At 44.9% G+C, this 15,053-nt stretch carries 17 protein-coding genes; 5 read left to right on the forward strand and 12 right to left on the reverse strand.

From position 1 onward, the window contains the following. Nucleotides 1–65 precede the first annotated feature (65 nt). Nucleotides 66–701: a uridine kinase gene (gene udk / locus HQN90_RS00130; protein WP_173215328.1), complete on the forward strand. Its 636-nt coding sequence runs from the start codon at nt 66–68 to the stop codon at nt 699–701. Nucleotides 702–753: 52 nt separating this feature from the next. Here the strand turns inward: udk and HQN90_RS00135 are convergent, their stop codons facing one another. Together HQN90_RS00135 and HQN90_RS00140 are read right to left on the reverse strand one after the other, a co-directional pair. Then, on the reverse strand, nt 754–1,911 hold the full coding sequence (locus tag HQN90_RS00135) for an MFS transporter (RefSeq protein WP_173215330.1): 1,158 nt from the start codon (nt 1,909–1,911) through the stop codon (nt 754–756). Then, nucleotides 1,901–2,443 carry a hypothetical protein gene (locus HQN90_RS00140; protein ID WP_173215332.1) on the reverse strand — a complete coding sequence of 181 codons (543 nt, stop codon included), beginning with the start codon at nt 2,441–2,443 and terminating at the stop codon, nt 1,901–1,903. The genes HQN90_RS00135 and HQN90_RS00140 overlap by 11 nt, the downstream gene beginning before the upstream one ends. A 171-nt stretch (nt 2,444–2,614) precedes the next feature. Between HQN90_RS00140 and HQN90_RS00145 the strand changes: the two genes are divergently transcribed. Continuing rightward, a complete protein-coding gene (locus tag HQN90_RS00145) occupies nt 2,615–3,730 on the forward strand; it encodes an aminopeptidase (protein ID WP_173215334.1) in 1,116 nt (371 codons plus the stop codon). 102 nt (nt 3,731–3,832) lie between these two features. Here HQN90_RS00145 and HQN90_RS00150 read toward each other — a convergent pair whose 3' ends face one another. Continuing rightward, nucleotides 3,833–5,314: a L,D-transpeptidase gene (locus HQN90_RS00150; protein WP_173215336.1), complete on the reverse strand. Its 1,482-nt coding sequence runs from the start codon at nt 5,312–5,314 to the stop codon at nt 3,833–3,835. Between the two features lie 168 nt (nt 5,315–5,482). On the opposite strand from HQN90_RS00150, the gene HQN90_RS39220 reads away from it, so the two are divergent. Then, a complete protein-coding gene (locus tag HQN90_RS39220; protein ID WP_275942517.1) occupies nt 5,483–5,617 on the forward strand; it encodes a hypothetical protein in 135 nt (44 codons plus the stop codon). Nucleotides 5,618–5,689: 72 nt separating this feature from the next. On the opposite strand, the gene cyoD is transcribed toward HQN90_RS39220, so the two are convergent. The 5 genes from cyoD to HQN90_RS00175 all read right to left on the reverse strand — a co-directional run bounded on the left by cyoD (nt 5,690) and on the right by HQN90_RS00175 (nt 10,160). Next, entirely contained in the window at nt 5,690–6,019 is a 330-nt protein-coding gene (cyoD, locus tag HQN90_RS00155; protein WP_173215338.1) for a cytochrome o ubiquinol oxidase subunit IV, read from the reverse strand. Nucleotide 6,020: 1 nt separating this feature from the next. After that, nucleotides 6,021–6,638, reverse strand: coding sequence for a cytochrome o ubiquinol oxidase subunit III (gene cyoC, locus HQN90_RS00160; RefSeq protein WP_173215340.1), 618 nt, complete (start codon nt 6,636–6,638; stop codon nt 6,021–6,023). Next, nucleotides 6,638–8,611, reverse strand: coding sequence for a cbb3-type cytochrome c oxidase subunit I (locus tag HQN90_RS00165; RefSeq protein WP_173215342.1), 1,974 nt, complete (start codon nt 8,609–8,611; stop codon nt 6,638–6,640). The genes cyoC and HQN90_RS00165 overlap by 1 nt, the downstream gene beginning before the upstream one ends. Before the next feature lie 34 nt (nt 8,612–8,645). Further along, nucleotides 8,646–9,626 (reverse strand): ubiquinol oxidase subunit II, encoded by a 981-nt coding sequence (cyoA, locus tag HQN90_RS00170; protein ID WP_420851016.1) that lies wholly within the window; start codon nt 9,624–9,626, stop codon nt 8,646–8,648. Nucleotides 9,627–9,899: 273 nt separating this feature from the next. Beyond that, nucleotides 9,900–10,160 carry a hypothetical protein gene (locus HQN90_RS00175; protein WP_173215344.1) on the reverse strand — a complete coding sequence of 87 codons (261 nt, stop codon included), beginning with the start codon at nt 10,158–10,160 and terminating at the stop codon, nt 9,900–9,902. A gap of 248 nt (nt 10,161–10,408) precedes the next feature. Here HQN90_RS00175 and HQN90_RS00180 point away from each other — a divergent pair, with 248 nt between their 5' ends. Next, a complete protein-coding gene (locus HQN90_RS00180) occupies nt 10,409–11,161 on the forward strand; it encodes an MBL fold metallo-hydrolase (protein WP_173215346.1) in 753 nt (250 codons plus the stop codon). Nucleotides 11,162–11,611: 450 nt separating this feature from the next. Here HQN90_RS00180 and HQN90_RS00185 read toward each other — a convergent pair whose 3' ends face one another. From HQN90_RS00185 to HQN90_RS00200, 4 genes are all read right to left on the reverse strand, one after another. Further along, entirely contained in the window at nt 11,612–11,917 is a 306-nt protein-coding gene (locus tag HQN90_RS00185) for a magnetosome magnetite crystal formation protein family (protein ID WP_173215348.1), read from the reverse strand. A gap of 135 nt (nt 11,918–12,052) precedes the next feature. Continuing rightward, nucleotides 12,053–13,237, reverse strand: a complete 1,185-nt coding sequence (locus HQN90_RS00190; protein ID WP_173215350.1) for an FAD-dependent monooxygenase — start codon at nt 13,235–13,237, stop codon at nt 12,053–12,055. Nucleotides 13,238–13,356: 119 nt separating this feature from the next. Then, nucleotides 13,357–13,506, reverse strand: coding sequence for a hypothetical protein (locus HQN90_RS00195; protein WP_158082077.1), 150 nt, complete (start codon nt 13,504–13,506; stop codon nt 13,357–13,359). A 305-nt stretch (nt 13,507–13,811) separates the two neighbouring features. Continuing rightward, nucleotides 13,812–14,468 carry a deoxynucleoside kinase gene (locus HQN90_RS00200; RefSeq protein ID WP_173215352.1) on the reverse strand — a complete coding sequence of 219 codons (657 nt, stop codon included), beginning with the start codon at nt 14,466–14,468 and terminating at the stop codon, nt 13,812–13,814. Nucleotides 14,469–14,668: 200 nt separating this feature from the next. Between HQN90_RS00200 and HQN90_RS00205 the strand changes: the two genes are divergently transcribed. After that, entirely contained in the window at nt 14,669–15,016 is a 348-nt protein-coding gene (locus HQN90_RS00205) for a hypothetical protein (protein ID WP_246361962.1), read from the forward strand. Nucleotides 15,017–15,053: the final 37 nt, after the last annotated feature.

Here is a 15,053-nt window from a genome sequence, read left to right on the forward strand (position 1 = left end):
TATGTCAAGACTATGGTAAACTACTGTGGAAGGTTTTCAAGTTATTTGGGGAGGCACTACATTTCATGCTCGTTATCGGAATTGCCGGTGGTACCGGATCAGGAAAAACAACAGTAGCCAGATCGATTATTAACAAGCTGGGTTCCACGAAAGTGACATTAATTTCACAGGATAATTATTATCTTCATCATAGCGGTCTTACATATGAAGAACGGGAACGCATTAATTATGATCATCCCCGTGCATTTGAAAATGATCTGCTGCTTAAACATTTAAATGAATTAAAAAATGGCAATCCTGTCGATATACCTGTGTACGACTTCTCGCAGCATGCCCGTTCTCAGGAAACGATTCGCATTGATGTGAAGCCAATTGTGCTGCTAGAAGGAATTCATGTTCTGACGGATGAGGAGCTGCGCGGTGCCTTGAACATCAAAGTGTTCGTCGATACAGATCCGGATGTGCGCATTCTTCGCCGATTGTCCAGAGATATCAATGAACGCGGCCGCTCGCTGCAATCTGTCTTTGATCAATATTTGACAACCGTGAAGCCGATGCACGATGCTTTCATTGAGCCCTCCAAGAAATATGCCGATATTATTATCCCGGAAGGCGGAGAAAACCAAATCGGAATCTCCATGCTGACCATTTTAACAGAACGGTATATGACGGATCAGGCTGCCAGCTATGAGATCGGCTAACGCACAAATAAAAAAGACACTCGAACCTTTACGAAGGCTTGAGTGTCTTTTTTCATGCGGCTTTACGTTTAAAAATAAGTCCAGACAAAGCAAACAACAAATAGATGAAGCTTATAAAATAAAACATGCTGGCTACATGCAAGTAGCCAATTGCAAATCCTCCGATCAGCGGACCCGCTATGCTTCCGAAGCTATATTGAATGGAGGCAATAACGTTCGCTGTCGGCAGCAAATGCCTAGGCAAAATATCTGCTGCATACGCTAAGCCTAATGAAAAGAAGGAACCTACCATCCCCCCGGCAACACCAAACAAAAGTCCAATCCACCATGGATTCGCGCCAGCAAAAGAAATGCATGCAAACGCTAAAGCGCCAATAAACCCCGTCACAATAAGAATAGATCGCCTGCCAATGCGGTCGCTCCAAATGCCTAACGGCAGCTGCATGATCAGACTGCCTACGCCAATGATCGGCAGCAGGACACCAATATTCGATTCATGGAGACCCACACGCAAGCCATAAAGCGGAAAATTACTGTTCATCGAGGCTTCCATATACCCGAACAGCAAGGATGTCAGCAGCGGGAACCAGGCTAATCTAAACACTTTAGAAGCTCTCTTATGTATAGCTTCTACGCGCTCTCCTCGCTCAGGACGTTCATTCGTCAACTTCTGGACGAGCAGCAGTACGATGACAAAGAAGCCGCTCGTAATCAAAAAAGGGAACCAAATGCCGATTTTCAGCAAGGTGATGCCGAACGGTCCCAAACTAAATCCCAGGCCATAGGCCATCCCGTATAGCGAGATATTCCGTCCTCTATGTTCTTTGGGACTGGAGGTTACGATCCATAATTGAGTCGCATAATGCAGGGCGCTGTCCCCCACACCAACGAGCAGCCGCAGAACAAACCAAACGGCCGTCTGCTGCCATAGCGGGAACAGGCATGTAGCCAGGATGATCATCCCCATCCCCACCATGATGACTGGCTTATAGCCAAAGCGCCTAACCGGTTTCTCAATGAAAAACATAGTAGAGAAAATGCCGATATAAAGTGCCGCCGCGTTCAACCCATTGGCATCCGCGGAAACACCTGATCGATCTAATAGTATCGTTAGCAGCGGCAGCAGCATGCCTTGACTCATTCCTGCAACGACAATCACCATAATTAATATGATTAACTTATAGTTCGAATTGGATAGATTAAGATTCATGACCTAAATCCACAGTTTCCCATCGATCCGCATAATCGTGCAGCTTCGCATTTAGAGGAACGTGGAATTGATTAATGATGAAAAGCCTAAGCCTCTTAATCCATTCTTTAAAAGAAGGATAGGTGATGAATTGATTCGCGTAACGGTCACTGATGCACAAGAAATGAGGTCCTGGCGTTTTGTCTGTCAAAAAATGCAGGGAAGTATCCATGGGTGTGTATTTCTTGCGTTTTCCCTCCCACGTATCCAAATCCAATTGAATCGTGGTATCGGCATGCCTTAGAAGGCTTTCGAGATGTTTCACGCGAGCGTAGTAGGGTTCCTTGCTGGGAATATCCATTCTTCGAAGTGTCTCTTCGTGCTGCGGATAAAAAATGGCCCTTACAAACTTGCGTTCTTCAGCCCACAAGGTAAAAGCTTGCATATCTGCTTCTGTCCAGTCCTCAAATGTCTCGAACACAAAAACAGTCCCCTTGCGTGTTTGTGGCGGCTCTACGTACCCGAATGGGACTTTAATCTGATCTCTTGCCATAATGTCCTCCTCTGGTTGTGTCCTCTTGCTGCGTATGATTAACTAAATTGGCTAGCTATCTATTGTAGCATACCCTGACAAGCCTAAGAAATGATTGCTCACATTGGCTTTAGCGCTTCTAGTGCGATATAATTTCTAAGTATTAATTTTAAATTAAGGGAGACCTAACGAATGAGAGATCCACGACTGCAAACTTTTGCCCGCAACATTATTCGCTACTCAGTAAGCCTTCAACCCGGCGAAAACATATTGATTGAAATGATTGGCGTCAAAGATCCTGAGCTTGCCAAATGCTTGATTGAAGAAGTATATGCTGTAGGCGGCAAGCCGTTCATCGAGCTTCGCGATCCTATGATAACCAGAAGCTTGCAAATGAAAGGCACTCAAGAACAATTCAGCGAGTGGTCTGACTTTGAGCTTGCACGTATGAAGCAAATGGACGCTTATGTGGCTGTGCGCAGCGGGGACAACATTACTGAGTCATCCGATGTCCCTGAAGATCAAATGAAACTTTATCTCAAGCATTTCCAGCGTCCTCTCTTCGACGAGCGGATTAACAATACGAAGTGGTGCGTCATGCGTTATCCGAACCCTTCCATGGCTCAGCTGGCAGGCAAAAGCACAGAGGAATTCGAAAACTTCTACTTCAATGTGTGCAATCTGGATTACAGCAAAATGGCTGTCGCTATGGAATCGCTTGTTGATCTCATGAATCGCACAGACCGTGTACGGCTTGTTTCCAAAGGAACAGATCTCAGCTTCTCCATCAAAAATATTGGTTCTGTCCCTTGCTCAGGCCTGAGAAACATTCCGGATGGCGAAGTCTATTCCGCTCCTGTGAAAGACTCCGTGAATGGCGTAATCAGCTACAATACGCCTACGATTTACTCCGGTACTTCGTTTGAGAACATTGTGCTCCGTTTTGAGAATGGACGCATTGTTGAAGCTACCAGCAATGATACGAAGAAATTGAATGACATTTTGGATACGGATGAAGGCGCGCGCTATATCGGTGAGTTCGCCATTGGCGTAAATCCCTATATCCAACATCCTATGAAGGATATTCTATTTGATGAGAAGATTGACGGCAGCATCCACTTTACGCCAGGGCAAGCCTATGAAACCGCCGATAACACCAATCGTTCCTCCGTTCACTGGGATATGGTATTGATCCAACGTCCAGAATACGGTGGCGGCGAAATTTACTTTGATGATGTGCTGATTCGTAAAGATGGACGCTTTGTGATTCCAGAGCTTGAGAAGCTTAACCCTGAAAACTTAATGTAGTTAACGATAAAAAAGCAGTTGAGGCACCGGTTCACCGGAGAGCTTCAGCTGCTTTTTTCTATGAAATACGAGGAACATTAGCCTCATTAATGATCATAATACTTAACCCAGCCAATGAAAAATCACCTTTTCCGGCGATTGGTCAAGAACAGGCAGCTTCGCTGGAATAAGCGTTTCGGTGTGCTTGACCGGTACACCGGCAGCCGACTTCCACTTCGCAGCTTCAATCTGGACTTCGGTCCCTTTGGGGACAAATGGAAACAATTGCTGCACGTCCTCATTGGAGAGCCGCACACAGCCCAGCGATTTATCGGTACCGATCGAGCTCTCATCATAGGTGCCATGAAGAGCTATGCTCCCAAGCCCCAAGCCCGCGTCACCATAACTGAGCGCATGGCTGCCCTTGGGCTGCTGAACGCGGTCTTGCACGACGAACTCCCCCTGCGGTGTCCCTCCGTTGGCTCCCAGCCCGATTTCCTTATCCCAGAGTATGTAGTCGCCACTCACCAGCTTCAAGTGATGCTCAGCTTTATTAATTTCAATGTGGACGGGGTCATAAGGAATACGGCCAACGCCTGCTGCGTTTGCGTAAAACATCTGCTCCGGTTCCGCTGCTTTGCCATCATAGACCCATCCACCTTGACCGTTATAAGCTGCTGAGACCTCATTAGAGCCTGTTTCAGCCTCAATTGGAATAAAGCTGAGGTAGTTGTTTGGATAATCCTGCAGAAGCGATTCCAGGCTTGCTGGAGCCTCGCCGTGATCCTTCTTGTAACCTTCCAGAGCCGTACGAACTAAATTAGCACCAATCGCACTAAGCGGTTGGTGCTTGTCATACTCGGAATTAAGGAATCGAATTCGTACAGAGTTATCTGATGCTGGATAATACTGAGCGACGACAATCGCATTTTTCGTTAACGCGTCATTGGTGAGAAGCATGGTTTTCCCTTTATTGGTATTATCCAAGGAAACAACGCCATAAATGAGAATGCTGCGATTAGGCATTTCATCTGCTAAGACTAGTGCCTGCTTGTGCAGGGCATTTTCAATCTCTTCATTCTTGGTATCGGGTGCCAAGTACATGACGAAAGGAAGATCAACCGTCTCATAGGTAATATCGCTCCCTACTCCCCATACCTTCATTTTGGAGATCGTTTTGTAAATCGGACTATCTCCCACGAACAGCAGCACTAGCATCAAATTAAGGACGAGCAGAACGAGCAGCAGCGTCTTCATAAAAGGCGGCAGCAACGGCTTATTCTTCCCTGGAAATGCTAGCTGCAGGCTCGCGGCATGCGCAGCTTGTTGTTGGTCTAAATGTTGAATGGCTCGATTAGCAGCGGAATAAAACGGCGAAGGATACGTTCTTAGCACTTCTTTGTAATGAAAAACTGCTCGCTTCACATTGCCTTTTAGCTGGAATTTCTGTCCAATTTTGAAATGAGCTTCTGGCGAGTTGGCATCCAAATACCGGATAACTTTCTCATAGTATTGAGGATCGGAAGGGCTTACAAAGAAATTCTTGTGCAAATGAATCAGATTGTCATCCAGATGGTTGCGAAAACGTTGGTTTCGGCGAATCATTCGGCTCCTCTCCGTTCTATGTAATTGCTTGTCCAATCTTGCTGTTGATACATTTGGTATCTCTGATACATAATGTATCATATTGATTTTGGAAAGACAACCCTTTTGTTCTTCCCCTGAATGATTGGTCTGCGTTTAGCAAAAGCTGAGACACGGAGGTGATCAACCATGAGTGGAAGAAACAACAAACCGAAGAACACCGGACCTGCCAGCAGCCCTTCTCGCTTGGATCAATTCGGGGAAAAAGCCGTTCAACAAGAAAAACAAGAAGCCAAAGAGCAAAATAGAATGCCGATTCTTTAAAAATGAACGGATGAACAAAGACGCCCTCACCTATGCAAGGTGAAGGCGTCTTTTTATTAACCTAAATCACACTTAATGCGCAACTTGGTTGTAAGTCATAATCCAGATGGAACCAGCGACAATTGTTATTAGGATAACTAAACCAAAGATCAGCGCCATGATGTTCCACTTCGCGTTCTCGCCTTCCTTCACATGCATGAAGAACAGGAGTTGTACGCCGAATTGCAGAATGGCCATAAGGAGAATCAGAATCAACGTACCGGTTCTGTTCAGCATGTGGTTCATCACCACGACCAACGGGATGATGGTCAGGATAATCGATAAGGCGAAGCCGATGATATAAGATTTCAACGAACCATGAGCGTCATGATTCTGATGGGAATCTGTATGCGGTTGACTCATCTTACATCACCCCCATCAAATAAACGATTGTAAATACGAAAATCCAAACCACATCAAGAAAATGCCAGTACAAGGAAATAACAGCGACTTTACGCTTCGTTACTGCTGTAATTCCTCTACGCTTCAACTGGATCATGAGTCCTACCATCCAGATCAAACCAACCGAAACGTGCAAACCATGCGTTCCTACCAAAGCGAAAAAGGCAGATAAGAAAGCGCTCGTGCTGATCGTTGCTCCTTCATGATTAACCATGCTAATAAACTCATTCAGCTCTAAACCAACGAATGACGCCCCTAGCAGCACGGTAACAGCTAACCAGCCAAGCAATTGCTTCATGTTCCCTTTGTTCATGCCAAGGACAGCTAGACCGCTTGTGAAGCTGCTGGTAAGCAAAATGAAGGTCTCGGCGATAATCCCTGGCATCTTAAATAGTTCTTCCGGTGTTGGTCCACCATTCGTGTTCTGATGCAGAACCATATAGGTCGCAAACAACGATCCGAAAAGAATACAGTCCGTTATTAGAAATATCCAAAAACCGAACGTTTTGAGCGATTCGTGATCATGCTCATGGTCGTGTTCATGGGCGTGCTGCCCACCTTGCGCGGCTGCATGTGCCATTAGACTTTCGCTCCTTTCAACGCGGCTTCTGTACGTTTCACTTCATCAGCCGGAATATAATAATCCGTATCATACGAGAACGAACGTGCAATCATACAGATCCCAACACCGATTAAAGCCGGAATTGTAAGCCACATCCAGTCCCACACAAACCCGAATCCGGCAAAAAACCATAAGGCCGAAATAAGGAATGGAATAGCTGAATTCTTAGGCATATGAATCGGTTCATACACAATCGGTGCCGACGGCTTGCCGGAGGCTGCTGATCGCTCCTTCTCTTCCCACCAAGCATCTGTTTCGCTAACTTGCGGCAGCACAGCAAAGTTATAAATCGGTGCCGGCGAAGGAATGGACCATTCCAGTGTCCGGCCATCCCATGGATCTCCGGAAACATCCGGCTCTCTGAATTTAATCGAGTGGGCGATTTGCCACACTTGGAAGATGAACCCGATCCCCATCAGGAAACCACCTACGGTGGATACCAGATTGAGCGGTCCCCAGCCCATATCGAAGCTGTACGTGTAGGTACGACGCGTCATACCATCCAAGCCCAAGAAATATTGCGGCATGAAGCACACGTAGAAGCCAATGTTCCACAGCCAGAAAGCCCATTTGCCTAAGTGCTCGTTAAGCTTGAAGCCGAACATTTTTGGCCACCAGTAGTACAGGCCTGCGAAGTAACCGAACGCTACCCCACCGATCAACACTTGGTGGAAATGCGCAATTAAGAAGTAGCTGTTATGGAACTGGAAGTCTGCAGGTGCAACGGAAAGCAACACCCCGGTCATCCCCCCAATGACGAAACACGGAATGAAAGCGACTGTCCACATCATTGGCGTGGTGAATCGAATTTTACCGCGGTACATCGTGAAGAGCCAGTTGAACACTTTGGCTCCGGTCGGGATAGCAATCAGCATCGTACTGATGGCGAAAAAGGCATTGACGTTCGCGCCGGATCCCATGGTGAAGAAGTGATGCGCCCAGGTGAAGAAGGACAGTAAACTAATAATCAACATGGCGAACACCATGGATTTGTAACCAAACAGCTTCTTTTTGGAGAAGGTCGACACCACTTCCGAGAAAATCCCGAAAGCAGGAACGACGACAATGTAAACCTCGGGGTGCCCCCACATCCAAATCAAGTTGATGTACATCATCGGATTTCCTCCACCATCCAAGGTGAAGAAGTGCGCGCCAAGGAAGCGATCCAGGAACAACAGCGCAAGTGTCACTGTTAAGATCGGGAAAGCAAAGATAATCATGATACAACTGGAAAATACGGACCATGTGAACATTGGCATTTTCATCAATTTCATGCCAGGTGCACGCATTTTCAGAATCGTTACAATAAAGTTAATCCCTGTTGCTAAACTACCGATACCTGAAATTTGAATACCCCAAATATAGAAGTTTTCTCCCACACCAGGACTATGCGACATCTCCGAAAGCGGCGGATAGCTCAGCCATCCTGCATCCGGTGATCCACCGATAACGAACGATACGTTGAACAGCATCGCTCCCCAGAAGAACATCCAGAAGCTTAGTGAATTCAGAAACGGATAAGCGACGTCTCTGGCTCCAATTTGCAGAGGAACAACGATATTAAACAAACCAAACATCAATGGCATCGCCATGAACAAAATCATAATTACGCCATGTGTTGTGAAAATTTGATTATAGTGATCTGCTTGCAGAAATTCACTATTCGGCATAGCCAACTGCAGACGCATGAGAAGCGCATCCACGCCGCCGCGGAACAGCATCATAATCGAACAGATGATATACATAATACCAATCCGTTTATGATCGACGCTTGTTAACCATTCACGCCAGAGCCAGACCCATTTTCTGAAATAGGTCAGCACGAATACCATAGCGACCATTGACAGCCCAATACTGACTTGAGCGCCTAAGATGAGTGGATCGCCCGTTACGAAAAATTCCGATGCGAACTGTTTGATTGTATCCAACATGAGCATGACTTCCTTTCCTTGAAGCTTCAGTCGATCACTTCGTCGTTTTCATTTGACTGTGGTCCATTTGATGATCCATCTTTCCATTCTTCTCTGAACCCGAGGATTTTGGCGTTTCTTTCGCAGTTTCAGCTGCTGCGCCATGACCACTGTGAATGGATTGGCCATTCGTATATTTCGTAACAATTTTCTCGAACAGCCCATCAGGAATAGCTGAGAAATATTGAACGCCTGACTTACCTGGCTTTGCTAATGCTTCGTAGCTTTCCATTGTAAGCTTATTTGGCACTTTTTTCGTTTTGGCTACGAATGCATCAAAATCCTGCTTGGAGGTTGCATTCACGTCAAAGGTCATATCCGCGAAGTGTTCGCCACTGAAATTTGCCCCTGTGCCGAAATAATGACCAATCTCATCCGCTTGCAAGTAAAGCGTCATAGCCATGCCGGACATCGTATAGATTTGGCCGCCAAGCTGCGGAACCCAGAAAGAGTTCATCGGCGCATCCGAGGTCAGTTCGAACTTAATTGGCGTGTCCTCCGGTATTTGCAAATAGTTAACGGTTGCGATGCCTTGCTCCGGATACGTGAACAACCATTTCCAATCCAGTGATGTCACCTGAACCGTTATGGGTGTTTTATCTGATTTCAATGGCTTAGAAGGTTCAAGCGCATGCGTGTAACGTATGGTTACAACAGCGAGCGTCGCGATAATGATGATGGGAATTGCCCACCATACAACTTCTAATGTTGTACTGTGCGCCCAATTTGGTTTATAAGAGGCTCTATTGCCCTCTTTATCCCGATACCGCCAAACAATCCAAGCCGTAAGAGCAAGCACCGGCACGAGGATAATCGCGCATAACACGGTTGAAATCATAATTAAATCTCTTTGTTCGGCACCTACAGGACCTTTGGGGTCCAATACCATTGGTTGAGTACCGCAGCCTGCCAGAAGCACTATCATGGCAATCATCATGACGGGCATCCAAGCTTGTACGAGTTTTCTTTTCTTCACTCTGCTAACCTCCCTGTCCGCAAATCTGCAAAATGCTCATTTCTCATTTTTTATTTAACTTGCATGATATCGTTCTATTAACAAGATATCAAATTGCGCTTAAAAGTACACATCCATACACATGACTTAACAAATACGTCAAAGGATCGACGTTTTACTGTAAAACAAATGTCACAGAACGTTTGTTGACTATTGTGAAAATGTATGAAAACCAAAAAGCCCTTCAAGTTACTCACTTGAAAGGCTTTATTCAACTTTTTAATTGCCAGAAACTCATTCAGACTTCGAAGCAGCACGTGAATGAACCAGATGAATCGCTGTCCGAATCACATAAATATGCACACTGCCGACCATGAAGCCAACCCCAACCATTAATGATGCATTGCGGTCACTAAAATGATTTATATTGAGCAAGCTCAAAACTAATCCTATACCTAGTAAAGCCCATGCCGCAATCGTCATCATCTTCACTAATGGCATCACATCGCGCTCACTGTGCTCAATACTACTGATTGAAATAGCTTTATTCGCCATATTTATCACTCCAAACTCAAATGTAAGTGCTTAATAAATATAGTATACCACAAAAAAAGAATTTTGTTCATATTTTATTCACACGTTGCTCAAATTTTAGACAAAACTAAGTCTGCAATCGCTAAAATAATATTCACTTGACTTTTATTTAAATCTGTGTTATAATTAAATATTTTATTGACGAATAACCTCCTTTTAGATAAGATAGCCATATTCTTTCTAATCAATTTTCCATGGAGGGTTTCCTGATGCAAATTGCTGCTGGTCTTTTCATGCTTGAACTATCTGTTCCTATGATGGGCGGTATAGACGTTATCCATCCCACACTTTTACTCGATCAGAATGGCGCCGTTTTAGTGGATACTGGTTATCCAGGTGTCTTCCCACTCATTTGCAAAGCGATGGATCAACATCATGCAGCTGTGCAAGACCTGCACACGATTATTATTACCCACCAAGACATTGATCATATCGGCAGCTTGCCGACTATTATGCAAGAATCCCCTCAGAAGCTGAATGTACTAGCCCATGAATTAGAAAAGCCTTATATTCAAGGTGACCAATTATTGATTAAAATCACACCGGAAACCATCGACAAAGCCGTCGCAAGTTTGCCAGCGGATATTTCCCCAGAGTGGCGCAAAGCTTTTCGCTCAACGCTGGAGAATCCTCCCAAAGGCGAAGTCAACGGGCTTCTCGCAGACGGTCAAAAGCTGCCTTATGCGGGCGGCCTTACAGTCATTGCAACGCCAGGACATACCCCCGGCCATATCAGTCTTTATCATCCCCCCAGCAAAACATTAATCGCAGCCGATGCGTTGGTCATAACAGGCGGTCAACTTCTGGGACCCGTGCCGGAATACTGCGTTAACTATGAACAAGCCTTGCAGTCTGTGAAGAAGCTTACCGCTTATGATATTGAAACCGTGATTTGTTATCATGGCGGCGTATATAGAAACAGTGTCAATCAACGCCTGGCAGAGATCGCGGCAGATCTTTAATTGCCAGGAAACACAAAGAGCTGTCTCACAAGTAGATAAACTACTTGAAGACAGCCCTGATTTGTTCTAACACTTTCCTCATTGCCTTGTTGCAGATCTGCTCTAGCACCACCTGGAATGGCCTCAATCATAAAATTCCTGCAATTGTGCATCCTTTTTACTCTTGGAGTAGTCCCAATCAGTAAATCCCTGCAATTGTGCATGCTTTTGAGGATTTTTCTGCATTAGAGGCCCTAAAAGATGAAGATACCTGCACATTTGCAGGTATTTCCACTTTTCAACCGAAATCACCCAAAAATTCCTGCACTTTCGCAGGTTTTCCCAAACAGGTGAACCGAGCTAGAAACCCAACAATCCCACGTCATGCTGTAAAGTATGAACTCCATAAGCAATCGACGCTTGAACACTAAACTTGCCTTATCGCAAAGCCCTATTATATGTACGTCAAACTTATTTCAAAAGCGTGTAATTGCCGATGATCGGCAGGGGTTTGACCTGACCTTGTGCGGCAGCAACGATACCAAGAATGGCAAAAATAAAAATCGCCAAGTTAACCAGCGGCAGCAAGAGAAAACCAATAAACGGAATAATACTCAAAACCACATTGAGAACAACAGCCACTACCAGCAATGTGAGGCCTTGGTTTGCATGGTACCATGCAAATTTAGAATCTTTGGCTAAAATAAGTGGGATGAAAAACAAGATGTACCCTACGATAGCCATACCCTTATTACTTTGAATATCCGTTGAATCCATGGACAGCACCTCTTTTTCTCAAAGTTTACTCTTTCATTATATTCGGAGTTATCCATCTATTCTATGGATTTTTCATAATTCCAAAAATATTTTTCAAGTAAAAATCCGTCATAGCTAGATCAGCCTTTCTTGGACTTACACACGATGCCCCAGCAGCCCATCCAGTTGTTTGATTTGCAGCTTTGCAGGCAATCGGCTCAGCAGTTGATTACGAAGCACCATCCCCAGAGGGTTGCTCATCTGTACGAGGCGAGCCATTCTTCTGGAATGCCTTACCACTTGGTAGACGCGCGGCATCCGAATCTTCTCATACTCGGTAAAAGCAGCACGGATCGCATCACTCGAATTTACATCCACATCCGCAAGTCTATCGGTTAGTACATAAGCATCTTCCATTGCTTGTGCGCCGCCTTGTCCCAAATTCGGCAGCATCGGGTGTGCGGCATCCCCAAGCAGCGTGACTCTTCCTATACTCCACCGAGCAAGCGGTTTGCGATCATAAATATCATGTACCAGAATAGAATTCTCCTCTGTTGCCCGGATGACATCCTCAATAGGATCATGCCAGCCTTCAAGCTGCTTAAGAACAAACTCTTTCTTATGAACAATCTCCGCGCCTTGCGCTGCATTGATCGCAGCGAACCAAAAGACCTGATTCTCACCGATTTGCGAGAAGCCGAAGCGTTTCCCTTTCCCCCATGCTTCAAATCCCCCACCGATCTCAGTCAAATAACACTGATCCTTATACGGTGTGATCCCACGCAAAGCCTTAAAACCCGAATATCGCAGCTCGCTTCGACCAAACAGCATACTCGCAGCTTGTGAATGAATGCCATCTGCCCCGATAAGGATATGCCCCGTGTCTTCCGTTCCATCCTCGAATCGAACCGCGACGCTTTGCTCAGCCTGCTCCAGAGCAATCAGCCTTTTATTCATATGCAGCGTCGCACGCTCATTCAGATGCTCGACTAAGATGCCCTGGAGCTTGGCTCTATGTATGAGATAACTGTAGGTCCCATACAACGCAGCTTGCTGATCTACGGGTACCGCCGTAATGGCTTTTCCCTGCCAGCTGCGAATGTCCGCTTTCCCCACTCTAGCTCCCGCCTGCTTTACTTTCTCCGCTAATCCGAGTTTATCCAATACATGAAGCGCATTCGCGGCAAGGACAAGTCCTGCCCCGAATTCGGAGAGCTCTTGCTTTTTTTCATAGATCACGATGTCCCAGCCTTGTTCCTGCAAGAAAAGCGCGGTCATTAGACCACCAATGCCAGCCCCCAGAATGAGAGCCTTTTTTGAAGCAGGTGCAGTACTGTTCATGTCAGTTTCCCACTTTCAGCCATTTCCATCTACTGTACCATATTCATAAGAAGACAAAAACTCCTTAAATAAAGCTCTAAGGAGTTAAGATGCATACCTGCACATAGTTGTTGGAGAGATTAGGTGGCAACCAATTGTTGCTGAACTTCAACTAATTCAAGATTCGAAAAAAAACGGCTAAGCTTTGCCATTTTCTCTGTTGCTGCCAATTGAGGCATCGGTTTGGACATCGGCTTTCCTTGATAACATACGATAAATAACAAATTCATCACCTTAACCTTCAATGAATTCTGGTTCGATACAAATTGTATCACACTTATGTATTCCCGACAATATCAGATTCGATTCGCTAAATAATTGTAAGTTCTCAGGACTATATACCCGCAAGCTCGATCTTTCAAACAGGCATTTCAAAAAAGAATAAAAAAACTTTTTAATTCGACAGAAAATGTCTGTTACAGCATTAAAAATAAACGAGATAAGCTTATTTTCAACAAATTACGACGCATCCTGCTTACTTATTTAGCTACTATATAATACGAAAGACCCCCTCATCATTGAGGGGGTCTCCTGATTACATGATCGATAATTCTGAAAGTTTAGCACGCACTTGATCAACTAGCGCAGCAGCGTCTTCCTCACGATTCACAACATCCACACGATCCATATCGACAATCAGCACTTCTGAGGCGTGATAATGGTTCATGACCCAGTCATCATAGCCCGACCACAACTGCCGATAATATTCGACTAAGGATTCATCTTGTTCAAAACTGCGGCCGCGCAACCCAATACGATGCAAAACCGTTTCAAAGGACGCTTTGAGATATACCATGAGATCAGGCGCCTTCTTAGGAAGCTCAGCCAGTTCAGCCATCATATTGTCAGCTAATCCTTCATAGACATCAAATTCAAGCTGAGAAATACGGCCCAGCTCGCGATTTACTTTCGCAAAGTACCAATCTTCATAGATGCTGCGATCAAGTACATTGCGATTATGTACCAATGCCTGTTTAATCGCCTTAAATCTTGTATTCAGAAAGTGCAATTGCAGGAGAAACGGATATCGTTTCTTCTCAATCTCTTCCGGAGATGACGTATAAAATAACGGTAATATCGGATTATCATCAACACTCTCATAAAATACATTTGAATTCAGCTCTTGTCCCAGCAACGTGGATACTGATGTTTTACCAAGACCGATCATTCCTCCAACCACAATCACAGCCATTGACCCCTTTCTCCTTCTGCCCACTCATAATTTACCAACAGTCAATTCTTGCAAAGCTTCCCTATTATACAAGGAATTTTATGCGGTGGGAACCCACTTTTTTTACCTGTCCCGCTCCCTGTCTGGCAATGTGAACTTTGCACTGGCGACCAGGAATGCCCCGCCTCTTATAGCGCTTGTATTCCAGTAAGGCGCTGTCCATGTCTAAAACAGAAACACCTCAAAAAAATCCAAGATCATTTGTGATTATTTCTGCGTTCATGCTGTCACTACTTATATGCGCAACTTCATCAAAAAAATTAGACAGAGGTGTGAAGATGATTTACGGAACTAAACTACTGGATACAGATATAGAGATTTTCATTGCAGCTCTCTCCAAAACACCAGTCTATGTTTGGTCGTTAGATCCATTAGGCGTTTATTATCAGGTAAATTCGGGGATTATCGTCAAATATACACCTGATGCAGTACGAATTCATAATGAACAAGATCCTCAAATCACACAATGGTATTCCAGAGAATCAAATGAGTTCAGCATTAATTTTTAACATAAAGAAACCGCCTTTCCTGTTCTCAGGTCAGGCG

Source organism: Paenibacillus alba, assembly GCF_013204855.1.
In the GTDB taxonomy this organism is placed as follows: domain Bacteria; phylum Bacillota; class Bacilli; order Paenibacillales; family NBRC-103111; genus Paenibacillus_E; species Paenibacillus_E alba.

Coding starts and splice junctions, on each gene's coding strand:
- udk (WP_173215328.1), top strand. CDS start 66: ATGCTCGTTATCGGAATTGCCGGTGGTACCGGATCAGGAAAAACAACA.
- HQN90_RS00135 (WP_173215330.1), bottom strand. CDS start 1,911: ATGAATCTTAATCTATCCAATTCGAACTATAAGTTAATCATATTAATT.
- HQN90_RS00140 (WP_173215332.1), bottom strand. CDS start 2,443: ATGGCAAGAGATCAGATTAAAGTCCCATTCGGGTACGTAGAGCCGCCA.
- HQN90_RS00145 (WP_173215334.1), top strand. CDS start 2,615: ATGAGAGATCCACGACTGCAAACTTTTGCCCGCAACATTATTCGCTAC.
- HQN90_RS00150 (WP_173215336.1), bottom strand. CDS start 5,314: ATGATTCGCCGAAACCAACGTTTTCGCAACCATCTGGATGACAATCTG.
- HQN90_RS39220 (WP_275942517.1), top strand. CDS start 5,483: ATGAGTGGAAGAAACAACAAACCGAAGAACACCGGACCTGCCAGCAGC.
- cyoD (WP_173215338.1), bottom strand. CDS start 6,019: ATGAGTCAACCGCATACAGATTCCCATCAGAATCATGACGCTCATGGT.
- cyoC (WP_173215340.1), bottom strand. CDS start 6,638: ATGGCACATGCAGCCGCGCAAGGTGGGCAGCACGCCCATGAACACGAC.
- HQN90_RS00165 (WP_173215342.1), bottom strand. CDS start 8,611: ATGTTGGATACAATCAAACAGTTCGCATCGGAATTTTTCGTAACGGGC.
- HQN90_RS00175 (WP_173215344.1), bottom strand. CDS start 10,160: ATGGCGAATAAAGCTATTTCAATCAGTAGTATTGAGCACAGTGAGCGC.
- HQN90_RS00180 (WP_173215346.1), top strand. CDS start 10,409: ATGCAAATTGCTGCTGGTCTTTTCATGCTTGAACTATCTGTTCCTATG.
- HQN90_RS00185 (WP_173215348.1), bottom strand. CDS start 11,917: ATGGATTCAACGGATATTCAAAGTAATAAGGGTATGGCTATCGTAGGG.
- HQN90_RS00190 (WP_173215350.1), bottom strand. CDS start 13,237: ATGAACAGTACTGCACCTGCTTCAAAAAAGGCTCTCATTCTGGGGGCT.
- HQN90_RS00195 (WP_158082077.1), bottom strand. CDS start 13,506: ATGAATTTGTTATTTATCGTATGTTATCAAGGAAAGCCGATGTCCAAA.
- HQN90_RS00200 (WP_173215352.1), bottom strand. CDS start 14,468: ATGGCTGTGATTGTGGTTGGAGGAATGATCGGTCTTGGTAAAACATCA.
- HQN90_RS00205 (WP_246361962.1), top strand. CDS start 14,669: ATGTCTAAAACAGAAACACCTCAAAAAAATCCAAGATCATTTGTGATT.